Origin of the sequence: Marisediminitalea lipolytica (assembly GCF_001758465.1) — a bacterium.
Classification (GTDB): Bacteria; Pseudomonadota; Gammaproteobacteria; order Enterobacterales; family Alteromonadaceae; genus Alteromonas; species Alteromonas lipolytica.
Genome location: NZ_MJIC01000009.1, coordinates 46,368 through 69,361 on the forward strand (window position 1 = coordinate 46,368; position 22,994 = coordinate 69,361).

Below are 22,994 nucleotides of genomic sequence, written 5' to 3' on the forward strand. Positions count from 1 at the left end.
AAGTACACATAAATGTATGACATCAACAAAAATTACCCCAACCATTAGACGCAGCATCAGGTTATTACATGCTGTTCAAGAACTTCACAAGCAAGGGCTGCATAACCTGGCGTGTAGCTGTGCAATGAGTCCGTCAGGTATGGACTGGCGTATAAGTTTGCACCCATTTCAAAATTTATATTTTGATGAAGATGGTTTTGTACGAAAGTATAATATGTTTAGGCACGAGCGGGTAAGCCACTCCTCTGCCAATGGCGGGAATTGTTATTTCGGATTGCAAGACGCTAAAGGTTTGACCGTTAAAGAGTTGGCCGAACGCTTGAAAGTTCGTTTCCCTGACTTAATGGCAGCGAGTGCGGGTACGAATTACCCTTTCGTAGGCTGGTTTACTCATATGCTCGGAGTAGCTGAAATTGGGGCTTTGCCTGTATTTTCCCACGAATTTGGAGGTATGTCCGGAGGAATGGTATTTACTTCTGTGCCTGAACTGCTATTACCTGCGCCGCCTTATCCGGTGATAATGACTAGTGGAAACTTACGGTTTTTATGGGCAGAAAAGCCCTGCTTAAATAATGATTGGCATAAAGCCTATCAACCAGTAATCGATGCTCTGAAAGATAACAAAGTTCAAAGGGTTCCGAAGTATCCTTCTTATACAACGGATCTTTTAGTGCACGCTGCTTATTGGGAAGGTGCCGTTTACTATCTACATGCAATATTGGGTTTTATCTCTGAAATTGAGTATATCGAAACCAGAGCCAGGCGGGCCGATAGGCTATCGTTTTTTTTAGTTATATTCGATTCAGAAGGGCAATTAGATTTATTAGATGCATATTTTAGCAGGGTTTTAATGACAGATACGTCGTATCGTCTGAATTACAAAATTCAGAAATTCTGCCAGCAGGCAATCGATAACATTGAAACAGCCTACAGACAAAAACCTTGCCGTTTCCCAAATCCGTATTTCGGGGGAAGTAATCCATTGCATCTGACTCGATTAGAATACTTAGCTGCTTCCAGATAACTTATTTAATATCGGTTTTTTAAGTGTATTAACTTAGTCTTTTTCTGAAACGAGGCTTGTTAAGCATGCGACAACTTACCACTATCAAAGTATCACCTTTTTCTTCGTTAAAGCATTGCAGGAACTCTTAGGTCTTTAGCTTTAATTCTCTGGTAGCGAGTCTGCGATAGTTCATCGCCAAGCCATAGACCGATACCGAGCCTGGCAGTATAGTACTAGGAAAAGCAGATTGATCCAGGCTGTTCTTTGGGGAAGATTTGAAAATGACTGACGTTCATTCAAAACCTGTACGAAGAAAAAACATGAAGGCGGTTCGGGCAAAAAATACAAAGCCTGAGTTATTGGTCAGAAAACTCCTCCATGGTGCCGGATATCGGTATCGACTTCATGTAAAAAACTTGCCAGGGACACCTGATATCGTGCTTCCAAAATATAAGGTCGTAATATTTGTGCACGGCTGTTTTTGGCATATGCATGATTGCGCCCTCTTCAGGTTACCGGCAACCAGAACTGACTGGTGGCGACAAAAGTTGACGGAAAACAGGCTCCGCAGTGAAGCTGCGGAGGATTTTTTGCGTGAGCTTGGCTGGCGAGTGGTGATTGTTTGGGAATGTAGCCTTAAGGGACAAGCGAAGTTAGAACCCGGTGATGTTTTGGATAAATTCACGTCCTGGTTATCCGGTTCTACGAGCTTTTTAGAAATTCCGGAAAGTAAGTTCTCATCGCTAATTTGAACGAGTAATCTATAGAGAACCAGTATCCCAATTTATTCGCCGTAATGTTGGGAAATTCTAGTGTAGTTAACAAAAGGTAAAATTTCTTGTCGGAGAACATCTCCTATTATTCAACAAACGCAGAGAAACTCGCTGATCAATATAACAGCGTAGCGTTTGAAAAAGTACATGGTGACTGGCTATCTGAAATTCCCGAAAAGGGATTTGTACTGGATATTGGCGCGGGTTCGGGCCGAGATGCACGCTTTCTTGCAGCCAGAGGGTTGAGTGTAGTTTCAGTTGAACCTGCTGATGGAATTCGCGAACGTGCTCAACAATATTTGGTTAATCAGCCAATACACTGGTTGAATGACAAGCTGCCAGAGCTAAGTCAGGTGTTTCGCCTGCAAACCAAATTTGATCTTATCCTACTTAGCGCTGTGTGGATGCATATTGTGCCTTCTGAACGGGAACGTTGCATCCGTAAGCTCAGCACCTTGCTGAAAGCCAACGGGAAGATTGTTATTTCGTTGCGCCATGGCGCTAACCACGACGAACGAACTATGTATTCGGTCTCGGCAGATGAGCTGTCTGATTTTGCGCGTAAATTCGGCCTTTCATTTCGGTTGCTCAGTGAACAGAACAATGCTGATGAACTTGGGAGAGATGATGTTCACTGGCAAACGGTCATTCTCACCTTGCCTGATGATGGTTCAGGTGCATTTCCTCTGCTTCGCAATATTATTGTTAACGATAGCAAATCCTCTACGTATAAAGTGGCTTTGTTGCGCGCCTTGTTGAGAATAGCAGAAGGCCACCCTGGAGCGGTTATTGAGCGCACAAAAGAACACGTAGTCTTGCCAGTAGGGATGGTAGCGCTTTACTGGATTAAGCTATTTAAACCCCTGGTCGATCACTTTGAAATTCCCCAAAGTAGTAATAAAAGCAAAGGACTTGGTTTTGTTAAAGAAGGTGGATGGCAAGCACTTCTCTCGTTCACGGCAAACGATTTTTATATCGGTGCTACCTATCTGAACAGCGATACCGCTGGTGCGGTATACCAGACGTTGAAGGACGTTACGTTCACAATACGGGATATGCCAGTGCGACATATTACTCTGCCTGGCACTGAGCAGGGTGTTTTTCATGTCGAGAGTAAACGTACCCGTAAACCATCTGGAAGTGTGGTTCTGGATACTGAATTTTTGAGTTCCTTCGGGCGCTTTTATATTCCGGGAAATATATGGGATTCTCTGGCTCGATTCAGTGTGTGGATAGAGCCTTCGCTGGTAAATGAGTGGGTTGCATTAATGCAAACCTATACAGTAAAACGGGCGATGGCGTTCTCTCAATCTGATTTGCTTATAGCATTAACCTGGGAAGATCCGCGTAGAAGCACAGCCCGAGTCAGAAGCCGGGTGAACGAATTGCTTGAGAGTGAAAAGGTAAACTGTTGTTGGTCGGGGACAAAGCTTAAGGCTGAAGGGTATGCCGTCGACCATGCTATGCCATTCTCCCGGTGGCCGAATAACGACTTGTGGAACCTACTGCCTGCTAAAACGCAACTAAACGCCAGTAAGTCAGATAAATTGCCCAGCTCTTCACGATTGCAGCAGAACCGACAGATCATTACCAACTGGTGGCAACAAGGCTGGTCTGATAGTGCAGATGAGTTTTTTATTCAGGCTAATTTAGCGTTGCCAAATCTGCCTGATAATAATCGAAGTTTTGATGACGTATTTGAAGCACTCACATTACAGCGAGATCGAATTAAAGATTTTCAGCAACTCGAAGAGTGGTAATGAGACTTTTAACATTGACGGCCGATCAACCTGGCTGTCCATTTAAACGAGTACTGTTCCTGGCTCACAGTGATGTGAGCCAGGAGGCAACATCAAATAAAACCGATCGGCCGGCTTTCTGGCTGCTTCAGGTTGCACTCAGCTCGAATACTCTCAATAAATAACTCAATTGATGTTAGTGGTGAGAACCGGTGGCGACGGTAAACTGCGGCAAAATCACCAGGTGCAATATTATTCAGCGCCCTGATTGACGTTAGATGTTGCGCTTTTATTCCAGTTAAATTGAGTGCCTTAGCGTAGCGAGTAAACAATGATTCGGCTTGGTCTGGGAGCAAATACGAAAACTCCACCTTCAGGTCGAAGCGGCGCAGCGCAGCCTTATCCAGATTACTCATCAAATTAGTACTGGCAAAGAAAATACCGTCATAAGACTCCATCTGGGTGAGCATTTCATTTACCAGGGTGGTTTCCCATGAATTTGATGCTTGGGTGCGGTCTTGCAGAAAACTGTCGACCTCATCGAGGATTAAAACGGCCCCGTCGTTCTGCGCTTTTGCAAATGCATTGGCGATGTTGCGCTCAGATTGCCCAACATACATCGACATTAAATCTGAGACCTTATGGGCATGCAGGGGCTTTTTGAGCGCGTGAGCGATGTGCTTACAAATGGCTGTTTTTCCAGTTCCCGGGGGGCCGTAGAGACAAATTCTCGCGTCTGGATTTCGTTTTAATCCGGCCAAGAGCTGGCTTATGTCAGTATTAGTGTTCAGGTATGACAGGCTGTACAACTCACTATTTGCTGGGTTGGCGTTTTTCATTTTAACTTTTGGCAGGCCCATTACTTTTAAGCTCTGGTTAAGTAATTTGAGGTAGATTTTTTCTGCTGTTTTGCCGGTGGTTATTGTTGATGTGACATCGGAAGTGCGAGCCAGCAAAGCGGGGGAGATATCATCCCGTTGTGCCAGCACGTCAATGGTTGCCGCAGATAATTGTCTCTTACAACAACGTTCTACAATTCGTTTACGCTGAGCTATGCTGGGGATTGGTACCTCAACAACGATATCAAAGCGGCGCAGATACGCTGGATCCATGCCGTGAACACAGTTAGATAGCCAGAATGTGGGGATGGGGTTGGTCTCTAACATGTTATTCATCCATGCTTTGTGCCTGGATGCTGTGCTAGGCATAAATAATCCGCCGTCTTCGAAAATATCTTCAATTTCATCAAACAGCAAAATACTTGATTGTGCATCAAGAAGGTTCTGCCCCAATTTATATCGTTGCATCCGTTGATAGCCTTCGATGGCCTTATGGTTCTCACCTTCTGTAGCGACCTCGAACAGTCGGCGTTCAGCCATATCCGCAATGAGCCTGGCAAGCTGAGTTTTGCCTGTGCCGGGGGGGCCGTAGAGTAAAATATTGCAACCCTGATTTTTGTTTCTCAGGTAGTTCAGCATGATGTTTACGTCACCACCTAAGTGTTCATAGTCTTTTGCTTTTAACACGGCGTTTGGGGCCGGGGTAACCGCGTGCTCAAGGAGTTTTTCACAGGTAAATTGCTCGTCATAAAGCACATCAATAACGCTTTCGTTGGGAATATCCACTCTGCCGCACAAACCCTCAGAATATGAACGGTATTCAATCAGGCCGGTTTGATGGAGCCTGCTGGACTCGCGCAATGTTTGTTTAACTGCATTGGGCGAGAGTCGCAAAAGGGTTGCTAGCTGGCTGCAAACTTGTCCCAGGGTTTTAACGTTGATGTGGTCAGTCAGCGATTCCAGTTGTGGACAGGAGTGTAAGTGAACAATGAACTCCAGCACGTTCACACAGTCGCTATCCAGATTCGCCACGCTGGCAAATTCGGTAATGTTCTCTCTCAATGTAAGGCTTTGTGATGAAAGAGAGAGGGGCTGAGCTTCCAATTCACTCATCATGGCTTTGATGTGATCTTTTACGCCCTTTTTACCGTGTTTGGTTATTGTGCAAGGTTCCAAACCAAGCTGTTTTGCCAGTGAGTCTGAGCGGTATGCTTTACCGTTCACCAGTTGGTTTAAACCATCCAGGTCGAGTATTGCGCGAAAAGCCCATAACCGTTGAAGATCATCCAATGCGTTGGCTTGCTGCTGAGGACATAACATTTTTTCGAACATCTGAGAAACATACCTCTATCGTTAATCAACAGGGATATTTTCACTGAATGGTGCGACAAACTGTGTCGTCTATATTGAAAGTCAGTCTGATTTTATTTGCAGGGCTAATCCTGCTTGTAATTGTGCGAGAATCCGCTTTTTCAATGAATCAGGTTGCATTATTTGGATGCAATCAATGTGGCCTTTGATCCAATGCTCTAGCTCAAATGTGTGTTTTAATTGAGCGGAAAAAATCCACCATTTATCATCTAATGGCTGAAGTTTTTGCTTTTTACCTATGCTTGATTCTTTCAGCATGGTGGCAGCTACGCCAGTCACTTTTAATTCCAGCAGTATATCTTCGCCTTCGATGAGATTACGTGGGGCTTCTGAAGCTACATAGGCGGCGAGATCGAAATCCTCGGAAAAACTGTAATTTGTTAGTTGCGCGTGTTTGATCCGGTGAGCCACAATCATCCTAATATCGTCGTAGCCGTCAAAAATACACGGGATCACCAGCTTGTTATTGCGAATAATTAAGCCCAGAGGTTTTATTTTTCGTGGGCTCCGCAATTTTCCGTAGGTGACTTCGATCATCTTATTATTAAGAATGCCAGAATAAATGACCTGGTTTATTTCAGGGGTAATATCATGGGTTTTTATGTCTAAACCAGGAGGGATTACGGCTACTTTTTTGCTCCATTGATGGTAAACCGGTTGTTGGCTGATCACATCATCCGCTTTTTTGAACAAAGTATTGAGTGTAGTAAACACATTTGCCGGCAGAAATAATCGTAGATGTTGTTGTGTCATCTTAAGTGACAGTGCTTCCTCAATAGATAAGGAAGGCAGAAACGTTTGCGTGGCTTCTCGGCTAAAAGACCACTTTTTACCTTCAGGACTGTCGAAATCCACTAATTCGAATAACACCGATATGTTATTTAAATCGCGTTCTACGGTACGCTTGCTTACATTAAAACCTTTTGCCTGTAAGGATTCGTGAAGTTGACGTGCAGTCGTCCAACGAGGATAAATTGGGATCAACCCAAGCATGCTAACAATGCGGATCAGGGTATCCTTGGCCTTTGCGCTCATAACTCTGCTATTTTTACGGTCTGAGTTTTATCGTCAAACACAGTTTTTTGCGTTGAATGGAACATAATGCTTAAAACAAGTTTAAAGCATCATGCTCCCTCGTCTTGTTAAGTTATTTAAGACCAAATCAGATTGCAAACCAACGTTTTTCTGCTTCTTCAGCAGTTCTATATATGCTTTTGTTTCCCTTGATAGATAACCGGCCAAACTCTTCTAAGTAATAGCTGATCTTTTCAAGAAAAGGGGTTTCTAACATCGTCGATACAGGAACCGGAACAGAATTGAATTTTTGTTTCTGATAGGATGAATAATCAGTCAAACCGTATATGTTTAATTGTTCGTGTTCATCGTCTGACAATGAGCTTTCCGGTTTATGCTGATAGACTTGAGCTTTCAGCCATACTTTTACGTTACCTAGTGAAAACTCAAATAGCGAGTCATCGACTGGGCCATCCTTTCTATCGTCTGCTTTCTTCCCGGCAAAGATTGTCATAACAAGGGCAATAGAGAATTCATGTTTGCCTACTTTTATAGTGGGACTGTTACATTCGCAAAAGTGGTCAGCCTCTGAAAAATCGTATAATTTATGACGTCTTATGTAGCTTGGGCTTTCAGCACATTGTGCTTTGTTTTCATCAACATTGTGATCAGGGTTTTTTAATACCCAAGGATGGGTGTGGAAGGTACCTAAATGCGCATATCCATCACCAAACATTGCAGCTACATCTTGCTTCAAGTCAAGTGCTAACTGTTTTACAGTGACTTCTCCCCGTTTCTTTTTAGCAGAACTGTCAACTGATACGTGCTTTATTTCACAACTAAAGGGTAAGCGCTTATTCGAACTTCCCCATAATTGCGCATGGGTTTCGATAGCAACATCTCGCTTTCCCTGATGCTTGATCGCATATGCTTCAAGCCCCTCAAGTAACAATGAGAAAAACGCACTATTCGTTAGCTTAATTTTTGCTGTCACGCTTAAATCCTTTTAATTAATCAGGTGAAAATTTATCTGCCAGGATGATTTTTGGATATCTAACAGTCTGTTATGAAATATAGACCAACCACTTTGCATTTTCCATTCAGCTTGAAAAGTAAATCAAAGAGAGCTGCTTTTAGCGCCAAAACCAGCGCAGAGCGGGTAAATCCGGTATACTCCGGGCTAATATTTAAAGGTGGAGTTTTGTAATGCGTGTATGTGGTGTAGAACTGGCGGGAAATGATGCAAACGTTGCCCTGTTGAATCTGGAAAATGGCATGATTAAGTTGCCTGATTGCCGTGCCCGCAAATTAAGTTTGCAAAAAGCCGCTACCGCCCATGAGCTTAAGTATTTTCAGAAATCCTTCGCGCAGCTGGTGCAGGATTACAAAATCGAAACCATCGTTATTCGCCAGCGCCCCATGAAGGGCAAGTTTGCTGGTGGCGCTATTGGCTTTAAATTAGAAGCAGCGCTTGAGTTGCTGGAAGGTGTGCAGGTTATTGTGATGCCGCCAACCGAGATTAAAGCGGCATTAAAAGATAGCCATATGTATATCGACTTTAGCGACACTGGTTTAAAAGGTTTTCAGAAATCCGCGTTTGAAACCGCACTGGCCTACGTGAGTCAACACCTATAGCTCACAGGGCAAGGCCAGTTTGGAAATCCGTTCATGGCTTGAATAGTGTGCTGGTACGCGATCTTCGGCCTTAGAACTCGTCTGAACCCCTCATCGCTAATTGTTCAAGCTGATAATTAATCCGGGCAAGCGCTGATTCATCCAGCATGAGTTTTTTTGTAAGACGGTAGTACTTTGTCAGCGTTTTATGACTCATTACAGGTACAGTCGGCTTTTGTTTATTCTCAATATACCACCCCGGAATCACAACTAAAGGACTTGTTGTTACTTCCATGCCAGTACTTTGAGTTAGCTCTTTAGATAGCCAATTTGCCTGTCGTTTTGATTGCTCAATTGTGGATGTGTCAGTGAAATGAGGGAATTGAATTTTGTCGCCTTCTACCGCTATTTTGTGGGTGATGCTAGAGTTTTGGATATTTGGCTTTCTCCTGCCTTTTGTTTCGATCGCTAATATTCCTCCTTGATAAGTGACAACATGGTCTATGTTGAAATTCGGTCCCTGTACATCATGAAATACCCTGACATTACTATCGGTAATCTTGCTCAAAGCGTGAGATACCGCCCATTCGGCTTCTATGCCAAGCCTGATGTTTCGTATTTTACTGAATACTTTGACGGCTTTGATAAGGGAGAAAGTCGCTGCGATAAAGAAGATGATCGAATAGCTATACCATTGCCCAATTTTTTCTTCGAATCCAAGCAACGTTGAAATAGTCGGTATTGAGAAAGGTAGTTGAAAGTAGATGCTGGAAAGCATGGCCCAGGAGAGCATATTAAAGTTGAGTTCTTTTTGTGACTGGATAAGGGAAAATGCCGGTGTTCTCGCCATTTCAGAGTATTCAAATGGTATGCGAGATTTCTTTTGGGCAACTTTGAGTAACAAGGCTATTGTTGCGATAAAAAGCACAAATGGAATTGCGGCTGCTAAAATAACGAAAAATAACTCCATCTATATATTTTCCTAAGAAATTGCACGTTAAAGAGTCTAACGAAGAGAAGTGACCAAACTATCACGAGCTATGATTCCTCACCGTGTACAAATCTAAACTAACGAAGTAATTCTCATCCCTAAATACACTAGCCAAACCATAAAACCGGCATCAGTACAGTTACCTTTGTTTCTCCCTTTGGATAAAAATGCCCTGTTGTTTAAGAAAGCACCATAAGGCGAAATTTTTGCCAGAACTATCTGTAGCAGAAGTTAACGCAGTCTATGGCGCTGGCCCCTTGCTTGCTCCGGAGTCACTATGAAAGCAGCAAAAACGCTCTGTTTTTACCTTGTTGTTGCCTTTGGCATTAGAGCAATTGCCTATGCGATAAAGGGCCTGTTTATTGAAAATACAGGCTATATCAGCTTGTTGTATCTTGGTTGTGCCGCCATAGCCGCTGGCTTACTTAAAAAGCGCCGTAACTACATTCGCCACATCGATTTATCGGTGGTGCTGATAGCGTTTTTTACTGCCAGCGTGATAAACGGCAACCTGATTAAAACAGGTTGGCTGGTTACCATTATTTGTATGCTGTATTTGTTGGGTGAAGTTCTGCAGCGTTTCAGGGGTAAAGACGGTAATAAAAAAACGCCGCTGAATTAGCGACGTTTTATGTAGTGTTGGGTTAGAGCTGCTTTACTTACCCGGAGCTGGTTCTATGCGGTAGCCATAGTGATAATCCAGCCAGGGCAGAATGTACTTGCTTAGCGGTGCTTCGCCCCAGGAGTTGGTGCCGCCTACGCCTCTGTGTTTGTAATCGATATGCACAAAGATGCGGTCCTGCTTTTTAAGGTCGGCAGGGTGCAGGTTACGGTCGAAGTGATCAGCTTTGGTGGCGTCATAATCATCGGTGTTGTAGTACTCGGCGTTAAACTCCAGCGTCTTTTGGGCTGAGAAGCGCACACCGTTACCGGTGTTGTCGGTAAAGTCTACGTAGCGCACATCGGTACGGTGGCCGTTTTCTGATGGCGTTACATAGGGCACGTATAGTGCATCTACCGTGGTGTTATACAACCCGACAAACGCCGATGATTTACGATCGTTGTAGTTCTCGTGCGGGCCGCGACCATAGTAGGTTACGTTGCTGTAGTCGGTGGCCAGTTCAAACAGCGTGCCGATGCGTGGCAGCTCTCCAAACTTCTTATGCGGCGCGGCATAAAACCAGATATCCACATCAATCACGCCATTGCCGTTAACGGTAAAGGTTGTGAAGTACTTACTTTCTATTGCAGGCAAGGCATGCTCAAGCTTTATCTCGACCTGCTGGGCAGAAAGCTGGTTTACGTTCAGGCTGGTTAGCTCGGTGTTTTTACCGAGTTGCTGATACACCGAGAACGCACTTTCGTAGCTTTTGACTTCCAGATCGTTATACACCGGCGCGCGCCAGAACGACGGATGTGATTCGGCTTTTAACAGCTCGCTACCGTTGTAGTTTAGCGACGATACCAAACCCGTGTGGCGGTTAATTACCATGCTAAAGTCATCACCGGTCAGCGTGATGGCATTATTGCTATCGCTGATGGCAATATCGGCGCTGGTGGTTTGCACAGGCGCAGCAGGTGTAAACGCCAGTGCCAGCTGTTCTTCTGCTACAACATGGCCTTTGGCCAGCAGTGGCTCATCGTTTTTAAGGGCTACTTGTACATTTACAAAGTACTCTTTGCCTTGTTTAAAGCGAAGCTTAGGCAGCTTTATAGTTTGCTGTGCACCGGCTTTGGCGTTAAGCGAAATACCGGCTTTGGACTTCACCACTTTGCCGTCTTCGATAATCTGCCAGCTTAAGGCGTAGGCGCTTAAATCGCGGAAGAAGTGCTTGTTGGTTACTACTATTTCGCGAGCGTTGTCTTTGGTCAGGGCAAAGCCGATGTTTTGTTGTACCTTTTTTACTTCCCACAAATAGGGGTAAGGTGTGCGATCACCAAACACTAAACCGTTAGCGCAAAAGCTGTCGGAGTTAGGCGTGCCTAGTGGTTCCATATCGCCGCCGTAGGCCCAGTAAAAATCACCGTTGGCGTTAGTGCGGGCAAAGGTCTGGTCTACCCAGTCCCAGATAAAACCGCCTTGCAAGGCGCGGTATTTTTCAAAGGCATCCCAGTAGTCCTGGAAGTTACCTAACGAGTTACCCATGGCGTGTTCGTACTCAATCAGCAGTACCGGGCGTTCGTCGTGTTCGGTTTCAGCATAGCGAACAATGTCCTGAATGGGCGCGTACATCTGGCTGTAAGTATCGGTATGGCGGCGCAGCTGCGCCTGCTCCGAAATTACCGGCGACGGTTCTTTGGCTTTCAGCCAGTCGTAGGTCACTTCAATGTTCGGGCCATCGCCGGATTCGTTCCCCAGTGAGCGCATCACAACCGACGGGTTGTTCTTGCTGCGTTCGTACATGTTGGATATACGGTCGATATAAGCAGCCTGCCACTCGGGCTTATTCACAATGTGCTTAGCCGCATCGTAAGGGCCCTGATTGGCCGCGCCTAAGCCGTGAGATTCGGTATTGGCTTCGTCCATAATGTACAGGCCGTATTTATCCGCCAGATCGTAAAAGTACGGATCGTTAGGGTAGTGCGACATGCGTACCGCGTTGATATTAAATTCTTTCATTAACTTAATATCGGCCAGCATGGACTCGCGCGAAACCACATGGCCGGTGTGCGGGTCGTGCTCGTGGCGGTTAACACCTTTAAACAATACCGGCTTGCCGTTTACCAGAATGTTGCCGTCTTTATATTCGGTGGAACGAAATCCGATATGGCGGCGAATATACTGCGGTTCGTTACCTTCGGAGGTTAATGTAAGCAGCAGCGAATACAGGTAGGGCTGCTCGGCACTCCACAGGTTGGGCTCGTCGATTTGCGCTGCAAAACCAAGCTGCTGGATGTCGCCAGCACCAAGCGCTGCCAGGCTCAGGGTTTTGCGGTAAACCGTTTTGCCTTTGGCGTCGGTCAGTTGGGCGCTCAGGGTAATATCGCTGGCATTGGTGCTACCGCGGTTATCAATATCCGCGTCCAGGCGTAATACGCCATCGGTGTAGCTGGCATCCAGTGAGGTGTAGGCGTGAAAGTCTCTTACCGCAACTTTAGGTGTGGCATACAAATATACATCGCGCTCTATCCCGCTCATGCGCCACATGTCCTGGCATTCTAAATAGCTGCCATCAGAGAAGCGGTACACTTCCATGGCCAGGGTGTTAGTGCCGGGTTTGATGTAGGGCGTAATATCAAAGGCGGCATCGGTTTTAGAATCCTGCGAGTAACCCACTTTCTCGCCGTTGATCCACAGGTAAAACGCCGATTTTACCGCACCAAAGTGCAGGAATACTTCTTTGCCAGTCCAGCTTTTATCAATGGTAAAGGTCTGGCGGTATGAGCCTACCGGGTTGTAGTTAACCTTGCCTTCCATGAACGACATAGAATAGTTAAGTTCGTCACCTTCTAAAAAACTCAGGTCGTTATTAAAGCAGGCATGGCTGTGATAATAAGGGTCGCCGTAGCCGTTTAGTTCCCAGTTGGCTGGTACGGCAATGGTACCCCAACTGCTATCGTCGTAATCGGTAGCGTAAAAACCCTGTGGCTTTTTAGTCGGGGTATCTACCCAGTTAAATTTCCATTCGCCGTTAAGCAACTGGTAGTTGTCCGCTGCCCAGGGTTGCTCGGTATTAATCGCGGCTTTATCGTTAAAGCTGTAAAAAAAGGCCCGCGCGGGTTCTTTATTAATTCGGAATACCTGGGGGTTACGCCAGTCTTCTACTGCCATCGCTGCGCTGGTGGTAAGTGCGCCGGTGAGCGTTAGCATAATTGCCGGGAAACTGCTTTTTATGTCCATTTGAAAACCTTCTTCCAAAACATAAAAAAGCCGGAGAACTGCTGCTCCGGCTTTTATTTAGATACTAAGACTTAGTTGTAGATATCGTTGGTTTCGAACGATGCTTTTTCTTCGTTGGTTTGCAGCGCTTTTAACGCCTCCAGCTCAACGGTTTTACTTGGCGCAAACGCATCTGACTGCATGTACTCAAGAATACTGTGCTTCAGCTGGCGTGCTGCCGGGCGATTGGCTAAATCGTTAGTCAGGTCGATAGACGAGAATACCAGTTTACCGTTGCCCACTTTCGCTTCTACTACGTTAGCCAGGTGACGGTTAGTTACAAAGTTATCAATCACGCGGATAATCGGCGTAACCTGCTCTTCATTCACTTCTACCGACTTAGATTTAATGGCTAAGTCCCACCACTGCCAGTCTGTGTGCGAAGCTGTTGGGAACTGCGCTAATGCTGCGTGCTCAGGATCCATCAGTAAGCCCATGGTGCTTGGCTGGTTCGGGAAGTGTACCGGGCTCCAGAATACCGGCACAAAGCGGCCATCCACACCGGTCAGGCTGTTGTAATCCGGGTTAAGGAATACGGTTTTACCTTGCTTAAGTGCGGCTTCGGCTTCGGCAAATGAGGTGGTAGATACCACGGCGTCAGACTCGGTCGCTACGTCCTGCGGATATACCCAGAAAGACCAGGTGTTTTTGTAGTCAGTACCTTCAAGCGACACTTTAACTGTCATCTGCTCGGCCTGATCAACGTCCAGCTTGTAGCTGATAGTGCCCAGTTCAACGTTGTTACCAATGGTCAGGTCAACATTGCTAATGTCGTCCTGCGCTACCACGGTGCCTGCGGTATCCGTAATTGACCAGTGAATCTTTTGCTTGCTCAAATCTTTAAAGAAGTTGGCCACTTCGATAGATGCATCAAAGGTTTCACCGTTTTCGTATACCGCTTTGCTGTAACGAATCAGAGGTACCAGCTCGCTGTTAAATTCGCGGAATTCTTCAGCGCTGATCACGCCTTTAGAGCCCCAGAATGCGTTAAGCAAGCCTACCAGCGCAGTACCCTGACCGGGGAAGTCCTGTAATTGCAGTAACTGGAAGCCATCGAAGCTAGGCGTTTTTAAGGCGCGTTCGATTTCCTCTTTGTACAGAATGGCGGCTAATTTGCCTGAAGAGTAGGTAAACTCATCGGCTAAATCGATCAGGTTCTTCTCTTCCAGCTCTTGTTTAATGGCCATAAAGTTCAGCGGCTTTAATACGCCGGTGTACTTTGGAATTTCGCTCATGTCCGGGTATACCGAGTACTGGCCGATTTCGTGTGAAACCAGCGGTACGCTGATGTATTCAGCATTCTCGGTGTAGTCTTTATCAAAGCTCGGCGAGTTGGTATTAAAGATACCCTGACCACGTACCCAGCCTTTTTCGGTCCACTGGGTAATGTAGTACTCGTCTACCGCCAGTGGCCATTGGGCCTGTGGCTTCTGGAACGAGAACGCGGTAGACGCATACAGGTGGCGGCCATCCTGCGCTTTGTAATCGTTAACCATGCTGCTCAGGGTATTCAGATCGCCTTCCAGCTCGTTACCCATGGCCATCATAATGAACGATGGATGATTACCGTATTCGTCGATGATGCGCTGTCCTTCGCGGCGCAGGAAGTCAGTGGCGCTTTCATCCTGACCCACAATCAGGCTCCAGTGTGGCAGTTCTACCTGATAGTAAAAGCCCACTTCGTCAGCGGCTTCAAAGGCAGCGGCTGGTGGTGCCCAGGAGTGGAAGCGGAAATGGTTTAAGCCGTATGCTTTAGCCTGCTTAAGGATTTCCAGCCAACCTTCTTTGTCCATCGGTGGATGACCAGTCAGCGGGAAGATAGCCGCATCCAGGTTACCACGCAGGAAAATGCGCTGGCCGTTTAACAGCAGGTCGCCATTGGCCTGGCTGACTTCACGGAAACCAAAAGTGGCCGATACCGCTACATCAGAGCCACTGTTTTCCGGGTTTACTGCCAGCGTGTAAACATTAGGGTTAAATTCGTCCCATAGTTCAACACCTTCTGGCTTAGCAATGGTAAAGGTAACTTTGCCTTCGGCGGTTTTAGCGTCGGCAGTGCCTTTAGCCACTACGCTGCCATCGGCTTTTGTGATGGTGTAAGCAACGGCACCGGCCGCTGGTGTCTTTTGGGCAAAACTCACGGTAATGGTGTTATCTGCCAGGCTTGGGTACACCTGCAGGTTATCCGGCGTGTTTTGCGAGTTAGCGGTCAGCTCGATGTCACCCAGCATACCGTTCCACTTAATTTGCGTGTGGTTGGTGTAGGCGTGGGCCATTTGCTGGCTGGATTCCAGTGGGTATTTATCACTGGTAATGTTAATTTCCGGGTGCTGATCGCCGTTATCAATACGCACGGTAATGGTGTGCGAGCCTGGCGTTAAGTACTGGGTCAGGTCGAAGTGATGCGGGGCAATCAGGCTGTCCTGTTTACCTACGGATTTACCGTCAACAAACACTTCTGATTCCCAGATGACGCGTTCCAGCTCAAGCTCAATGCTTTCACCCTGCCATTCTTGTGGAATGGTGACTTCTTTTTGATACCAGGCCACACCAATATATTCATATTCGCGGGTCAGGTGCGACAATACGTAGTTGTTGATGGCTGGCTTTCTGGTGTTTTTAGTGCCAATTTGCGCATCATCCAGCGTGGCGGGCAGGGCAATAGACTGGCCGTTGATAGCCTGTTGTGCCCAGTTTTCGCTGTTGCCCACGTTTTGCGGGTCTAGTTTTACCTGCCATTCACCTGCCAGTGACAGGCTTTGTGGAGAGGGGGTGTCGTTAGTGGTGCCACACGCTGTCATGCCAAGGGCCAGTAGCGCGCTGAATATTGTGCTGTATCGTTTTTTCATAGTACTTCTCATTGCTTATTGGGCCGAGATAGCCTGAACTAATTCTTTCGCTACGCTGCGAACTTCGTCGACGGTTTTACCGCTCTTATATAAATTACTGCCAATGCCAAAACCTACTGCACCGGCAGCAAGGTAATCGGCCATGTTGTCGGCATTAATGCCGCCAACAGCTAAAATGGGATAGCCTTTAGGGGTAACTGAATTCCACGCTTTGATAGTAGACGGCGGGATGGCGTCAGCCGGGAAGGCTTTGGCTGCATCGGCACCGGCCTGAATGGCGGCAAACAGCTCGGTTGGTGTGGCCACGCCCGGAGCAGAAATCATGTCCAGCTCTTTGGTGCGTTTGATCACATCAACGTTCATGTTTGGCGACACGATTAATTTACCGCCCACAGCAGCAACCGCTTCTACGTCTTCCACAGTAAGTACTGTGCCCGCACCAATCAGTGCTTTGTCACCAAAGGCCTCAACAATGCGGCGAATGCTCTCTACCGCGTTAGGTGAGTTAAGCGGCACCTCAATCATGGTGAAGCCTTCTTCAATCAGCGCGGCGGTCACTTCTACCACTTCATCATTTGTCACACCGCGCAATATGGCGATGAGTGGCATGTTCATGTAAGGGCTCAGGCGTGACATAATTTATCCTTTAACTGCTGAATAAGTGAGTTTGCGCCGGCAATGCTGGCGTCTTTGTCGGCTATCAGCGCGTTGCTGATACCAAAGTGATTCATGGCGGTTTGGTACAGTTTGCTTAAACCTGAGCTGCCAATAATATGGCAGGTACCAATGGCGTCTTTACCGTTAGCGTTGATAAAGGCACTGATCTCGTGGCCTATCAGAATGCCTGATAAGTACCCGGCGCCGGCGGAGGTATCTTGTTTACCGGTAACAAACTGAGTGCGCACACTAAAAATATGGTTAAGCAGGCCACCGGGTTGCTGGCTGTACTCAAGGCCTTTCATAAAGGCGGCTTCATCCAGTTCGCTGGTTTTATCCAGAGAGTTGGCCAGAATTGAGTGGCTGGATAACAAGGCAAACATTTCGCCAGTCATGGCGGTACTGATAGAGGTAATATTACCCTGCTGTACTTTTACCCATTTGGTATGGGTGCCGGGGCAGCAATAAGCGGCTTCTTCAGTGTCGTTGGCCAGCAAGCTTGCACCAATTACCTGTAGTTCTTCGCCGCGCATCACGTCTACTTTGCCATCGGCGGTATCTTGTTTCATACCGGGGATAATAAAGCAGTTGCCGTTATTAAATTCTTCAACCTGCACGCCGTATTGGCCGTAGCCGTTAACCGGGGCAGGGCAATCCACATAAGGGGTATTTTTCCAGCCAATCTGGCTGCCAATCATGCCCGCCAGGATCACGGTGAGGTTGTCGTACTGTTTAAGCCAGTCGCCAATATTTACATTAAGGGTAAACTCAAACTTACCGTTAATTTGTGAGATACCGCTGGGCGCGCTTTTTTCGGCCAGGCAGTTGCCCTGTTCATCAAGCAAATAAGCCCGAAAGTTGGTGGTGCCCCAATCAACCAGAATGCTGGAAGGTGTTTGCTCAGTCATGGCGGGTTTCTCCTGCAAAGCGGGGGCTTTGGGTGCCGTTAAAGCCAGTGCGGTAAATAAACAAGCTGCCTGATTTAGGCGCGTTGGCTATGGCTTCATCAGATAAAGCATAACGGGCAGAGGTAACAAACAGCAGATCGTTGTCTTCACCGCCAAAGGCTACGCAGGTAGGTTGTTCTACCGGCACGTCAAAGCGCTCTTCGTCACCATTGGGGGCAAAACGGGCCACACAGCTACCGCCCCACAGGGCACTGTAGAGATGATCGTCGTTACCCATAATTGCACCATCCGGCGCGGTGGATGCATCCAGCTGTTTAAAGGTGCTGCGCGAGGAAATATCGCCGCTGTCGTTATCAAACACGTACTGGTAAATGATTTGCCTGGAAGAGTCGGCCATGTAAAAACGGGTGGCATCGTTATTCCAGGCCAAACCATTACAAATGCCTACATCTGAGGCTACTTTGGTTACCTGCATGTTGGTGTCTACGCGGTACAAACCAGAGCTTGCCGTTTTGTCGCCGTCTTCGTTCAGGGTGCCTACCCAGAAGCGGCCTTTGGCATCGGTACGGCCATCGTTAAAACGTACGGTGGCGTCGCCGGGAAATTTAAACAGCCAGTCGGTTTTCCCGCTTGCCAGGTTATGTAAGCCAATGCCGCAGTCAAATGCAGCCAGTAATACGCCGCTATCCTTAGTCAGTGCAAAGGCACACAGGCGGTGTGGCGTGTTATAAGTGGTGAGATTGCGGTCGGTCACCTGATAGGCAAACAGTTTCTTTTGTTCAATGTCGGTCCACCACACGGTTTGTGTTTCGGTGTCCCATGTCACCCCTTCACCCAGGGTGTTTTCTACGTCTATAGTGTCGATTAATTCAAACATGTTCTTTCTGATTTGTTAGGGGCAATTACCACTCGGCCACCGAGCCATCCTGATGACGCCACACAGGGTTACGCCAGCCGGTATGCTGCTCTGCTGCCCGGTAAATTGCTTCTTCGTTCAACTCTACGCCAAGACCCGGTTTGGTTAGCGGAGCAATGTAGCCATCGGTTATGGCAAAATCGTCTTTGTTTACAACGTAGTCGAGCAGGTCAGCACCGGTGTTGTAGTGCATGCCTAAAGAGGTTTCCTGCAGTACGGCGTTGTAACTAACAAAGTCCACTGCCAGGCACGCGGCAAACGCGATAGGACCAAGCGGGCAATGCGGTGCCAGTGTTACGTCGTAGGCCTCGGCCATGGCCGCAATTTTTACGGTTTCTAAAATGCCGCCGGCATGGGAGACATCCGGTTGTAAAATGCCCAGTCCACCGCGGGATAGCACGCGTTTAAACTCGGCGCGGGTATACATACGCTCACCCGCGGCCAGCACAATTGAAGTACTGCTGCTCAGCACTGAATACTGCTCGTATTGTTCGGCCAGCACCGGCTCTTCAACAAATAACGGGCGGGCAAATTCCAGCTCTTTCAGCAGCACTTTGGCCATTGGCACCGATACGCGGCCATGAAAATCCAGACCGAAATCCACGGTGTTGCCAAAGGTTTCGCGAATGAGGCCGATGCGCTCGATAACCTCGTCCACTGCTTTGTGCGAATCTACCAGCGCCATCTTGCCGCAGCCGTTGAGTTTAAAGGTGTTACGGCCCAGGGTTTGCTGCTGTTTGATTTGGGCAATTTCATCGGCCGGATCGTCGCCGCCTACCCAGGAGTACACTTTCATTTTGTCGCGCACGCGACCGCCCAACAGCTGGTGGACAGGTTGGCCCATTACCTTGCCTTTAATGTCCCACAGCGCCTGTTCGATACCGGCAATAGCCGACATTAAAATAGGGCCGCCACGGTAAAAGCCGCCGCGATAAAGCAACTGCCACAGGTCATTGATATTGGCCGGATCTTTATCCAGCAGATAAAATTCCAGCTCTTTAACCGCCGCCATAACGGTTTCGACTTTGCCTTCGATAATAGGCTCACCCCAGCCAGTGATACCTTCGTCGGTATCGATGGCTAAAAAACACCAGCGCGGGGCAACAGGGTAAAGACGGAGTTGTGTGATTTTCATTGGCTTATCCTTTACCGTTTTGACGTACCAGCGTGTCACCAGCCAGGTTCTTCTCGATTTGCTCCAGGGTTAGCTTTTTGGTTTCTGGCACGTACAGCCAGATAAAGCGGAACGACACAAAACAAATCAGGGCGTAGAACAGGAAGCTGCCAGAGGCATCAAAGGCTTCAATCAGGAACGGGAAGGTAAAGGTCAGGCCAAACGAGGCCAGCCAAAGTGCCAGGGTACACACCGACATTGCGCTGCTACGTAATTTGTTAGGGAAGATTTCGGCCAGCAGTACCCAGGTAACCGGTGCCAGGGTCAGTGCATAGGTGGCAATGCCGCACAGTACCAACACCAGTAGTGGCAAGCCATCGATGCCCATGTGATACATACCGGAAATTACCAGATACAGAATACCTAAGCCGCCTGAGCCAATGATCATCAGCGTGCGACGCCCCATTTTTTCAACCATGGGCAGGGCCAGAATAGTAAAGGCCAGATTGATGATGCCGGTAGCAACAATGGATTTAAGTGTGTCGTTAACGTCAAATCCGGCCGAGGCAAAAATTTCCTGCGCGTAGTTAAAGATAACGTTAATGCCGCACCATTGCTGGAAAGACGCCAGCACAATACCGATGATCAGCAGTGGCTTAACGGATTTAAGCTCGGCCAGTGAGAACTTTTTATCTTCGGTGCCAAAGCTGGCTTCAATTTCGGCCAGGCTGGTGGCGGCGTAGCTGCCGGTACCAATTTTACCCAGTACCTGTTCTGCGGCAGCGTGACGGCCCATTTTTACCAGCCAGCGTGGTGATTCCGGCACTAAAAACATCAGCACAAAAAACAGTGCCGCTGGAATAAGCTCAGCAGCAAACATGTAGCGCCAGCCTTCCGTCACGTTCCAGGAGTCCAGCGCAATCGCGCCGTCTACTGGCTCGGCAATAACGAGGTTGATAATCTGTGCAGCCAGCACGCCAATCACGATAGTCAGCTGGTTTACCGCAATAAGCTTACCGCGGCGGTCCGCCGGGCTGACTTCCGAGATATACATAGGCGAGACTGTAGAAGCGATACCAATGCCGATACCGCCTAAAATACGGTACAACACAAACGGCGTGATGCTGTCAGCCAGCGCGGTACCCGCGGCAGAAATAACAAACAGCAGCGCAGAGATGATCAGGGCGTATTTACGGCCAAGTTTGTCGGCCAGTACACCGGCAACCATGGCTCCGCCAATACAGCCAATCAGTGCCGAGGACATCAGCCAGCCTGACAGTGCCGGTGAACTTACATCGAAGTACACTTCATAAAACGGCTTGGCACCGCCGATGACCACCCAGTCATAACCAAACAGCAAACCGCCACAGGCGGCGGTTAAGCTGATTAGCCAGATAAACGCTGAGTTAATTTGTGGACTGTGTTGAACCTGATTCGTCATAGTACTACTTAAACCTCTTATGGCCGGTTAGTCGCAATAGACCTGGCTGCGCCCGCCATCAATCAGGATGTCGGTGGCATTAATAAACCGTGCTTCGTCAGAGCCTAAAAACAGCGCAGTTTGCGCTACTTCTTCTGGCTGGCCAAAGCGTTTCACCGGAATTATCTGGCGTTGTTTCTCACGCTCGGCTTCAGCGTCTTCGCAGCTATCGAAATAGCTCTTCGCCAGTGGCGTATCAATCAGGCCCGGCGAGATAGAATTCACCCGAATGCCCTGATCGGCATACTCGATGGCCAGTGAGCGGGACAAACCAATAATGGCGTGTTTAGATATAGTATAGGGGAAAGCGCCCTTAACGATTTTATGTGCGTGTACTGAGGCAATGTTAACGATGTTACCGTAGCTTTTGGTCAGCATGTGGCGGATGGCAGCCTTACAGCAGTTAAGCGCGCCCATCAGATTAACAGAAATACAACGTTCCCAATCTGCGTCGCTAAGATTCAGAATATTATTGAATACGTTGGTACCAGCATTGTTTACCAGTATGTCGATTTGGCCAAAGGTTGCCACAACATCATCAATGGATTTAGTAACTACGTCTGCATTACCAACATCTACCTGGTAAGTAAGTACCTGCGTACCAAGTTCGTTAACCAGTTCTGCTTTGAGGGTTTGCAAGTCGTCGTAGCGCATATCAAAAAGCGCCAGCTTTGCGCCTTCTTTGGCGTAGGTACGGGCTACTTCGGCACCAATTCCCATGGCGGCGCCGGTGACGATAGCGACTTTGCCAAGCAGTCTTTGACTCATAAAATACAACCTGTTTTCGTGATGTTGCCATGCCCTGAGGGCATTCTTTTAATTTACACGGACTATAGGGTTGTTAATTTATTTTTAAAATGGATAAAAGTTCGTATAACATTAACTATCTTATGATTTTGGGGTTGGAGCCTAAAGAATGCTAAGAATGTCAGAAGGGTTTCCCGGTCAGCGCTTAATTGTGGTGCCGCCGGCGATCGTGGAAACGGCGGAAAAAAATCCCATTTGTGCCGGATTATTTCCTACGCACATCGGTACCTTTGAATCCGTAAAGGGCCATTATGTAAAGCGTGGCGAGGGTACGCCGGAGTCAATTGTGATAGTGTGTCTGGCCGGTGTCGGGGTTTGTCGTTTCAACGGTGGAGAGTGGCAGTTAAAGCCTGGTCACCTGATTGTTATTCCGGCAAATTGCCCGCATTCCTATGAGGCTGATCACGAAAATCCTTGGACTATTTTCTGGTTTCATGTGCGCGGAAATATGTTTGTTCACTATCTTAATGAGCTGCAAATCTCCGCTCAGGATCCAATTATTAACATTCCGAATATCAGTGGGTTGATGGATGCGTTTGAGGATGTGTACCAGCATACCGAGAGTGGCTACACCAATACGTCGCTGCTGTGCCTGTCCACATCGTTAGCCCACTTTTTTGGTATTTGTAAGCTGTATCAGCGTTCTATAAAGGCCAGCCAGCAAGGGGTTGAGAAGCGCATAGAGAAAACGGTGGAAGTAATGAAAACCAGCCTGCATCGCCTGTTAACGCTGGATCAACTGGCGGAAATTGCCGGCTGGTCGCCAACCCATTATGCGGCGCTGTTCAAAAATAAAATGAACGTGCCACCGCTGGAGTTTTTTACCCGGCTTAAGATGCAGTCTGCCTGTGATAAGTTAAAATTGACTAATGAGCCTATTCAGAACATTGCAGCTTCGCTGGGGTACAACGATGCGTTTTATTTTTCGCGACTGTTTAAACGGCACAATGACTTGTCGCCGAAAAATTACCGAAAAGCTTTTAGCCTTATCAGTGAATAAAAAAAGCCCCGGCCAGATGGCCAGGGCTTTTTTGTT

18 protein-coding genes are annotated in these 22,994 nt (G+C 47.5%); 6 read left to right on the top strand and 12 right to left on the bottom strand.

The features are described from left to right. The first annotated feature begins 16 nt into the window (after positions 1-16). From BFC17_RS03995 to BFC17_RS04005, 3 genes are all read left to right on the top strand, one after another. The gene (locus tag BFC17_RS03995) at positions 17-1,024 is read left to right on the top strand and encodes a hypothetical protein (RefSeq protein ID WP_139141996.1); all 1,008 of its coding nucleotides are present in this window, start codon (positions 17-19) and stop codon (positions 1,022-1,024) included. Positions 1,025-1,287: 263 nt separating this feature from the next. Next, complete coding sequence (locus BFC17_RS04000) at positions 1,288-1,758, top strand: very short patch repair endonuclease (RefSeq protein ID WP_070175170.1); 471 nt, start codon at positions 1,288-1,290, stop codon at positions 1,756-1,758. Positions 1,759-1,844: 86 nt separating this feature from the next. Then, entirely contained in the window at positions 1,845-3,539 is a 1,695-nt protein-coding gene (locus BFC17_RS04005) for a class I SAM-dependent methyltransferase (RefSeq protein ID WP_070175171.1), read from the top strand. A 92-nt stretch (positions 3,540-3,631) separates the two neighbouring features. On the opposite strand, the gene BFC17_RS04010 is transcribed toward BFC17_RS04005, so the two are convergent. From BFC17_RS04010 to BFC17_RS04020, 3 genes are all read right to left on the bottom strand, one after another. Beyond that, positions 3,632-5,581 (bottom strand): AAA family ATPase, encoded by a 1,950-nt coding sequence (locus BFC17_RS04010; protein ID WP_175439524.1) that lies wholly within the window; start codon positions 5,579-5,581, stop codon positions 3,632-3,634. A gap of 189 nt (positions 5,582-5,770) precedes the next feature. Beyond that, the gene (locus tag BFC17_RS04015; protein WP_070175173.1) at positions 5,771-6,763 is read right to left on the bottom strand and encodes a helix-turn-helix transcriptional regulator; all 993 of its coding nucleotides are present in this window, start codon (positions 6,761-6,763) and stop codon (positions 5,771-5,773) included. A gap of 127 nt (positions 6,764-6,890) precedes the next feature. Continuing rightward, the gene (locus tag BFC17_RS04020; protein WP_070175174.1) at positions 6,891-7,736 is read right to left on the bottom strand and encodes a hypothetical protein; all 846 of its coding nucleotides are present in this window, start codon (positions 7,734-7,736) and stop codon (positions 6,891-6,893) included. Positions 7,737-7,948: 212 nt separating this feature from the next. On the opposite strand from BFC17_RS04020, the gene BFC17_RS04025 reads away from it, so the two are divergent. Continuing rightward, positions 7,949-8,377: a DUF3010 family protein gene (locus BFC17_RS04025; protein WP_070175175.1), complete on the top strand. Its 429-nt coding sequence runs from the start codon at positions 7,949-7,951 to the stop codon at positions 8,375-8,377. Positions 8,378-8,447: 70 nt separating this feature from the next. Here the strand turns inward: BFC17_RS04025 and BFC17_RS04030 are convergent, their stop codons facing one another. Then, complete coding sequence (locus tag BFC17_RS04030) at positions 8,448-9,326, bottom strand: nuclease-related domain-containing protein (protein ID WP_070175176.1); 879 nt, start codon at positions 9,324-9,326, stop codon at positions 8,448-8,450. Positions 9,327-9,624: 298 nt separating this feature from the next. Between BFC17_RS04030 and BFC17_RS04035 the strand changes: the two genes are divergently transcribed. Then, complete coding sequence (locus tag BFC17_RS04035) at positions 9,625-9,969, top strand: hypothetical protein (RefSeq protein ID WP_070175177.1); 345 nt, start codon at positions 9,625-9,627, stop codon at positions 9,967-9,969. A gap of 33 nt (positions 9,970-10,002) precedes the next feature. Here the strand turns inward: BFC17_RS04035 and BFC17_RS04040 are convergent, their stop codons facing one another. The 8 genes from BFC17_RS04040 to BFC17_RS04075 all read right to left on the bottom strand — a co-directional run bounded on the left by BFC17_RS04040 (position 10,003) and on the right by BFC17_RS04075 (position 21,919). Beyond that, entirely contained in the window at positions 10,003-13,188 is a 3,186-nt protein-coding gene (locus tag BFC17_RS04040) for a glycoside hydrolase family 2 TIM barrel-domain containing protein (RefSeq protein ID WP_229681010.1), read from the bottom strand. A 71-nt stretch (positions 13,189-13,259) separates the two neighbouring features. Beyond that, complete coding sequence (locus BFC17_RS04045; RefSeq protein WP_070175178.1) at positions 13,260-16,076, bottom strand: sugar-binding domain-containing protein; 2,817 nt, start codon at positions 16,074-16,076, stop codon at positions 13,260-13,262. 15 nt (positions 16,077-16,091) lie between these two features. Next, positions 16,092-16,712, bottom strand: coding sequence for a 2-dehydro-3-deoxy-6-phosphogalactonate aldolase (locus BFC17_RS04050; RefSeq protein WP_070175179.1), 621 nt, complete (start codon positions 16,710-16,712; stop codon positions 16,092-16,094). Then, the gene (locus tag BFC17_RS04055) at positions 16,700-17,641 is read right to left on the bottom strand and encodes a 2-dehydro-3-deoxygalactonokinase (protein WP_070175180.1); all 942 of its coding nucleotides are present in this window, start codon (positions 17,639-17,641) and stop codon (positions 16,700-16,702) included. The genes BFC17_RS04050 and BFC17_RS04055 overlap by 13 nt, the downstream gene beginning before the upstream one ends. Next, positions 17,634-18,518 (bottom strand): SMP-30/gluconolactonase/LRE family protein, encoded by an 885-nt coding sequence (locus BFC17_RS04060; protein ID WP_070175181.1) that lies wholly within the window; start codon positions 18,516-18,518, stop codon positions 17,634-17,636. The genes BFC17_RS04055 and BFC17_RS04060 overlap by 8 nt, the downstream gene beginning before the upstream one ends. A gap of 25 nt (positions 18,519-18,543) precedes the next feature. After that, the gene (gene dgoD, locus BFC17_RS04065) at positions 18,544-19,692 is read right to left on the bottom strand and encodes a galactonate dehydratase (RefSeq protein WP_070175182.1); all 1,149 of its coding nucleotides are present in this window, start codon (positions 19,690-19,692) and stop codon (positions 18,544-18,546) included. A gap of 4 nt (positions 19,693-19,696) precedes the next feature. Continuing rightward, positions 19,697-21,112 (bottom strand): sugar porter family MFS transporter, encoded by a 1,416-nt coding sequence (locus tag BFC17_RS04070; protein ID WP_070175183.1) that lies wholly within the window; start codon positions 21,110-21,112, stop codon positions 19,697-19,699. Between the two features lie 27 nt (positions 21,113-21,139). After that, on the bottom strand, positions 21,140-21,919 hold the full coding sequence (locus BFC17_RS04075) for an SDR family oxidoreductase (protein ID WP_070175184.1): 780 nt from the start codon (positions 21,917-21,919) through the stop codon (positions 21,140-21,142). Positions 21,920-22,067: 148 nt separating this feature from the next. Here BFC17_RS04075 and BFC17_RS04080 point away from each other — a divergent pair, with 148 nt between their 5' ends. Continuing rightward, positions 22,068-22,958 carry an AraC family transcriptional regulator gene (locus BFC17_RS04080; protein WP_083271567.1) on the top strand — a complete coding sequence of 297 codons (891 nt, stop codon included), beginning with the start codon at positions 22,068-22,070 and terminating at the stop codon, positions 22,956-22,958. Positions 22,959-22,994 lie beyond the last annotated feature (36 nt).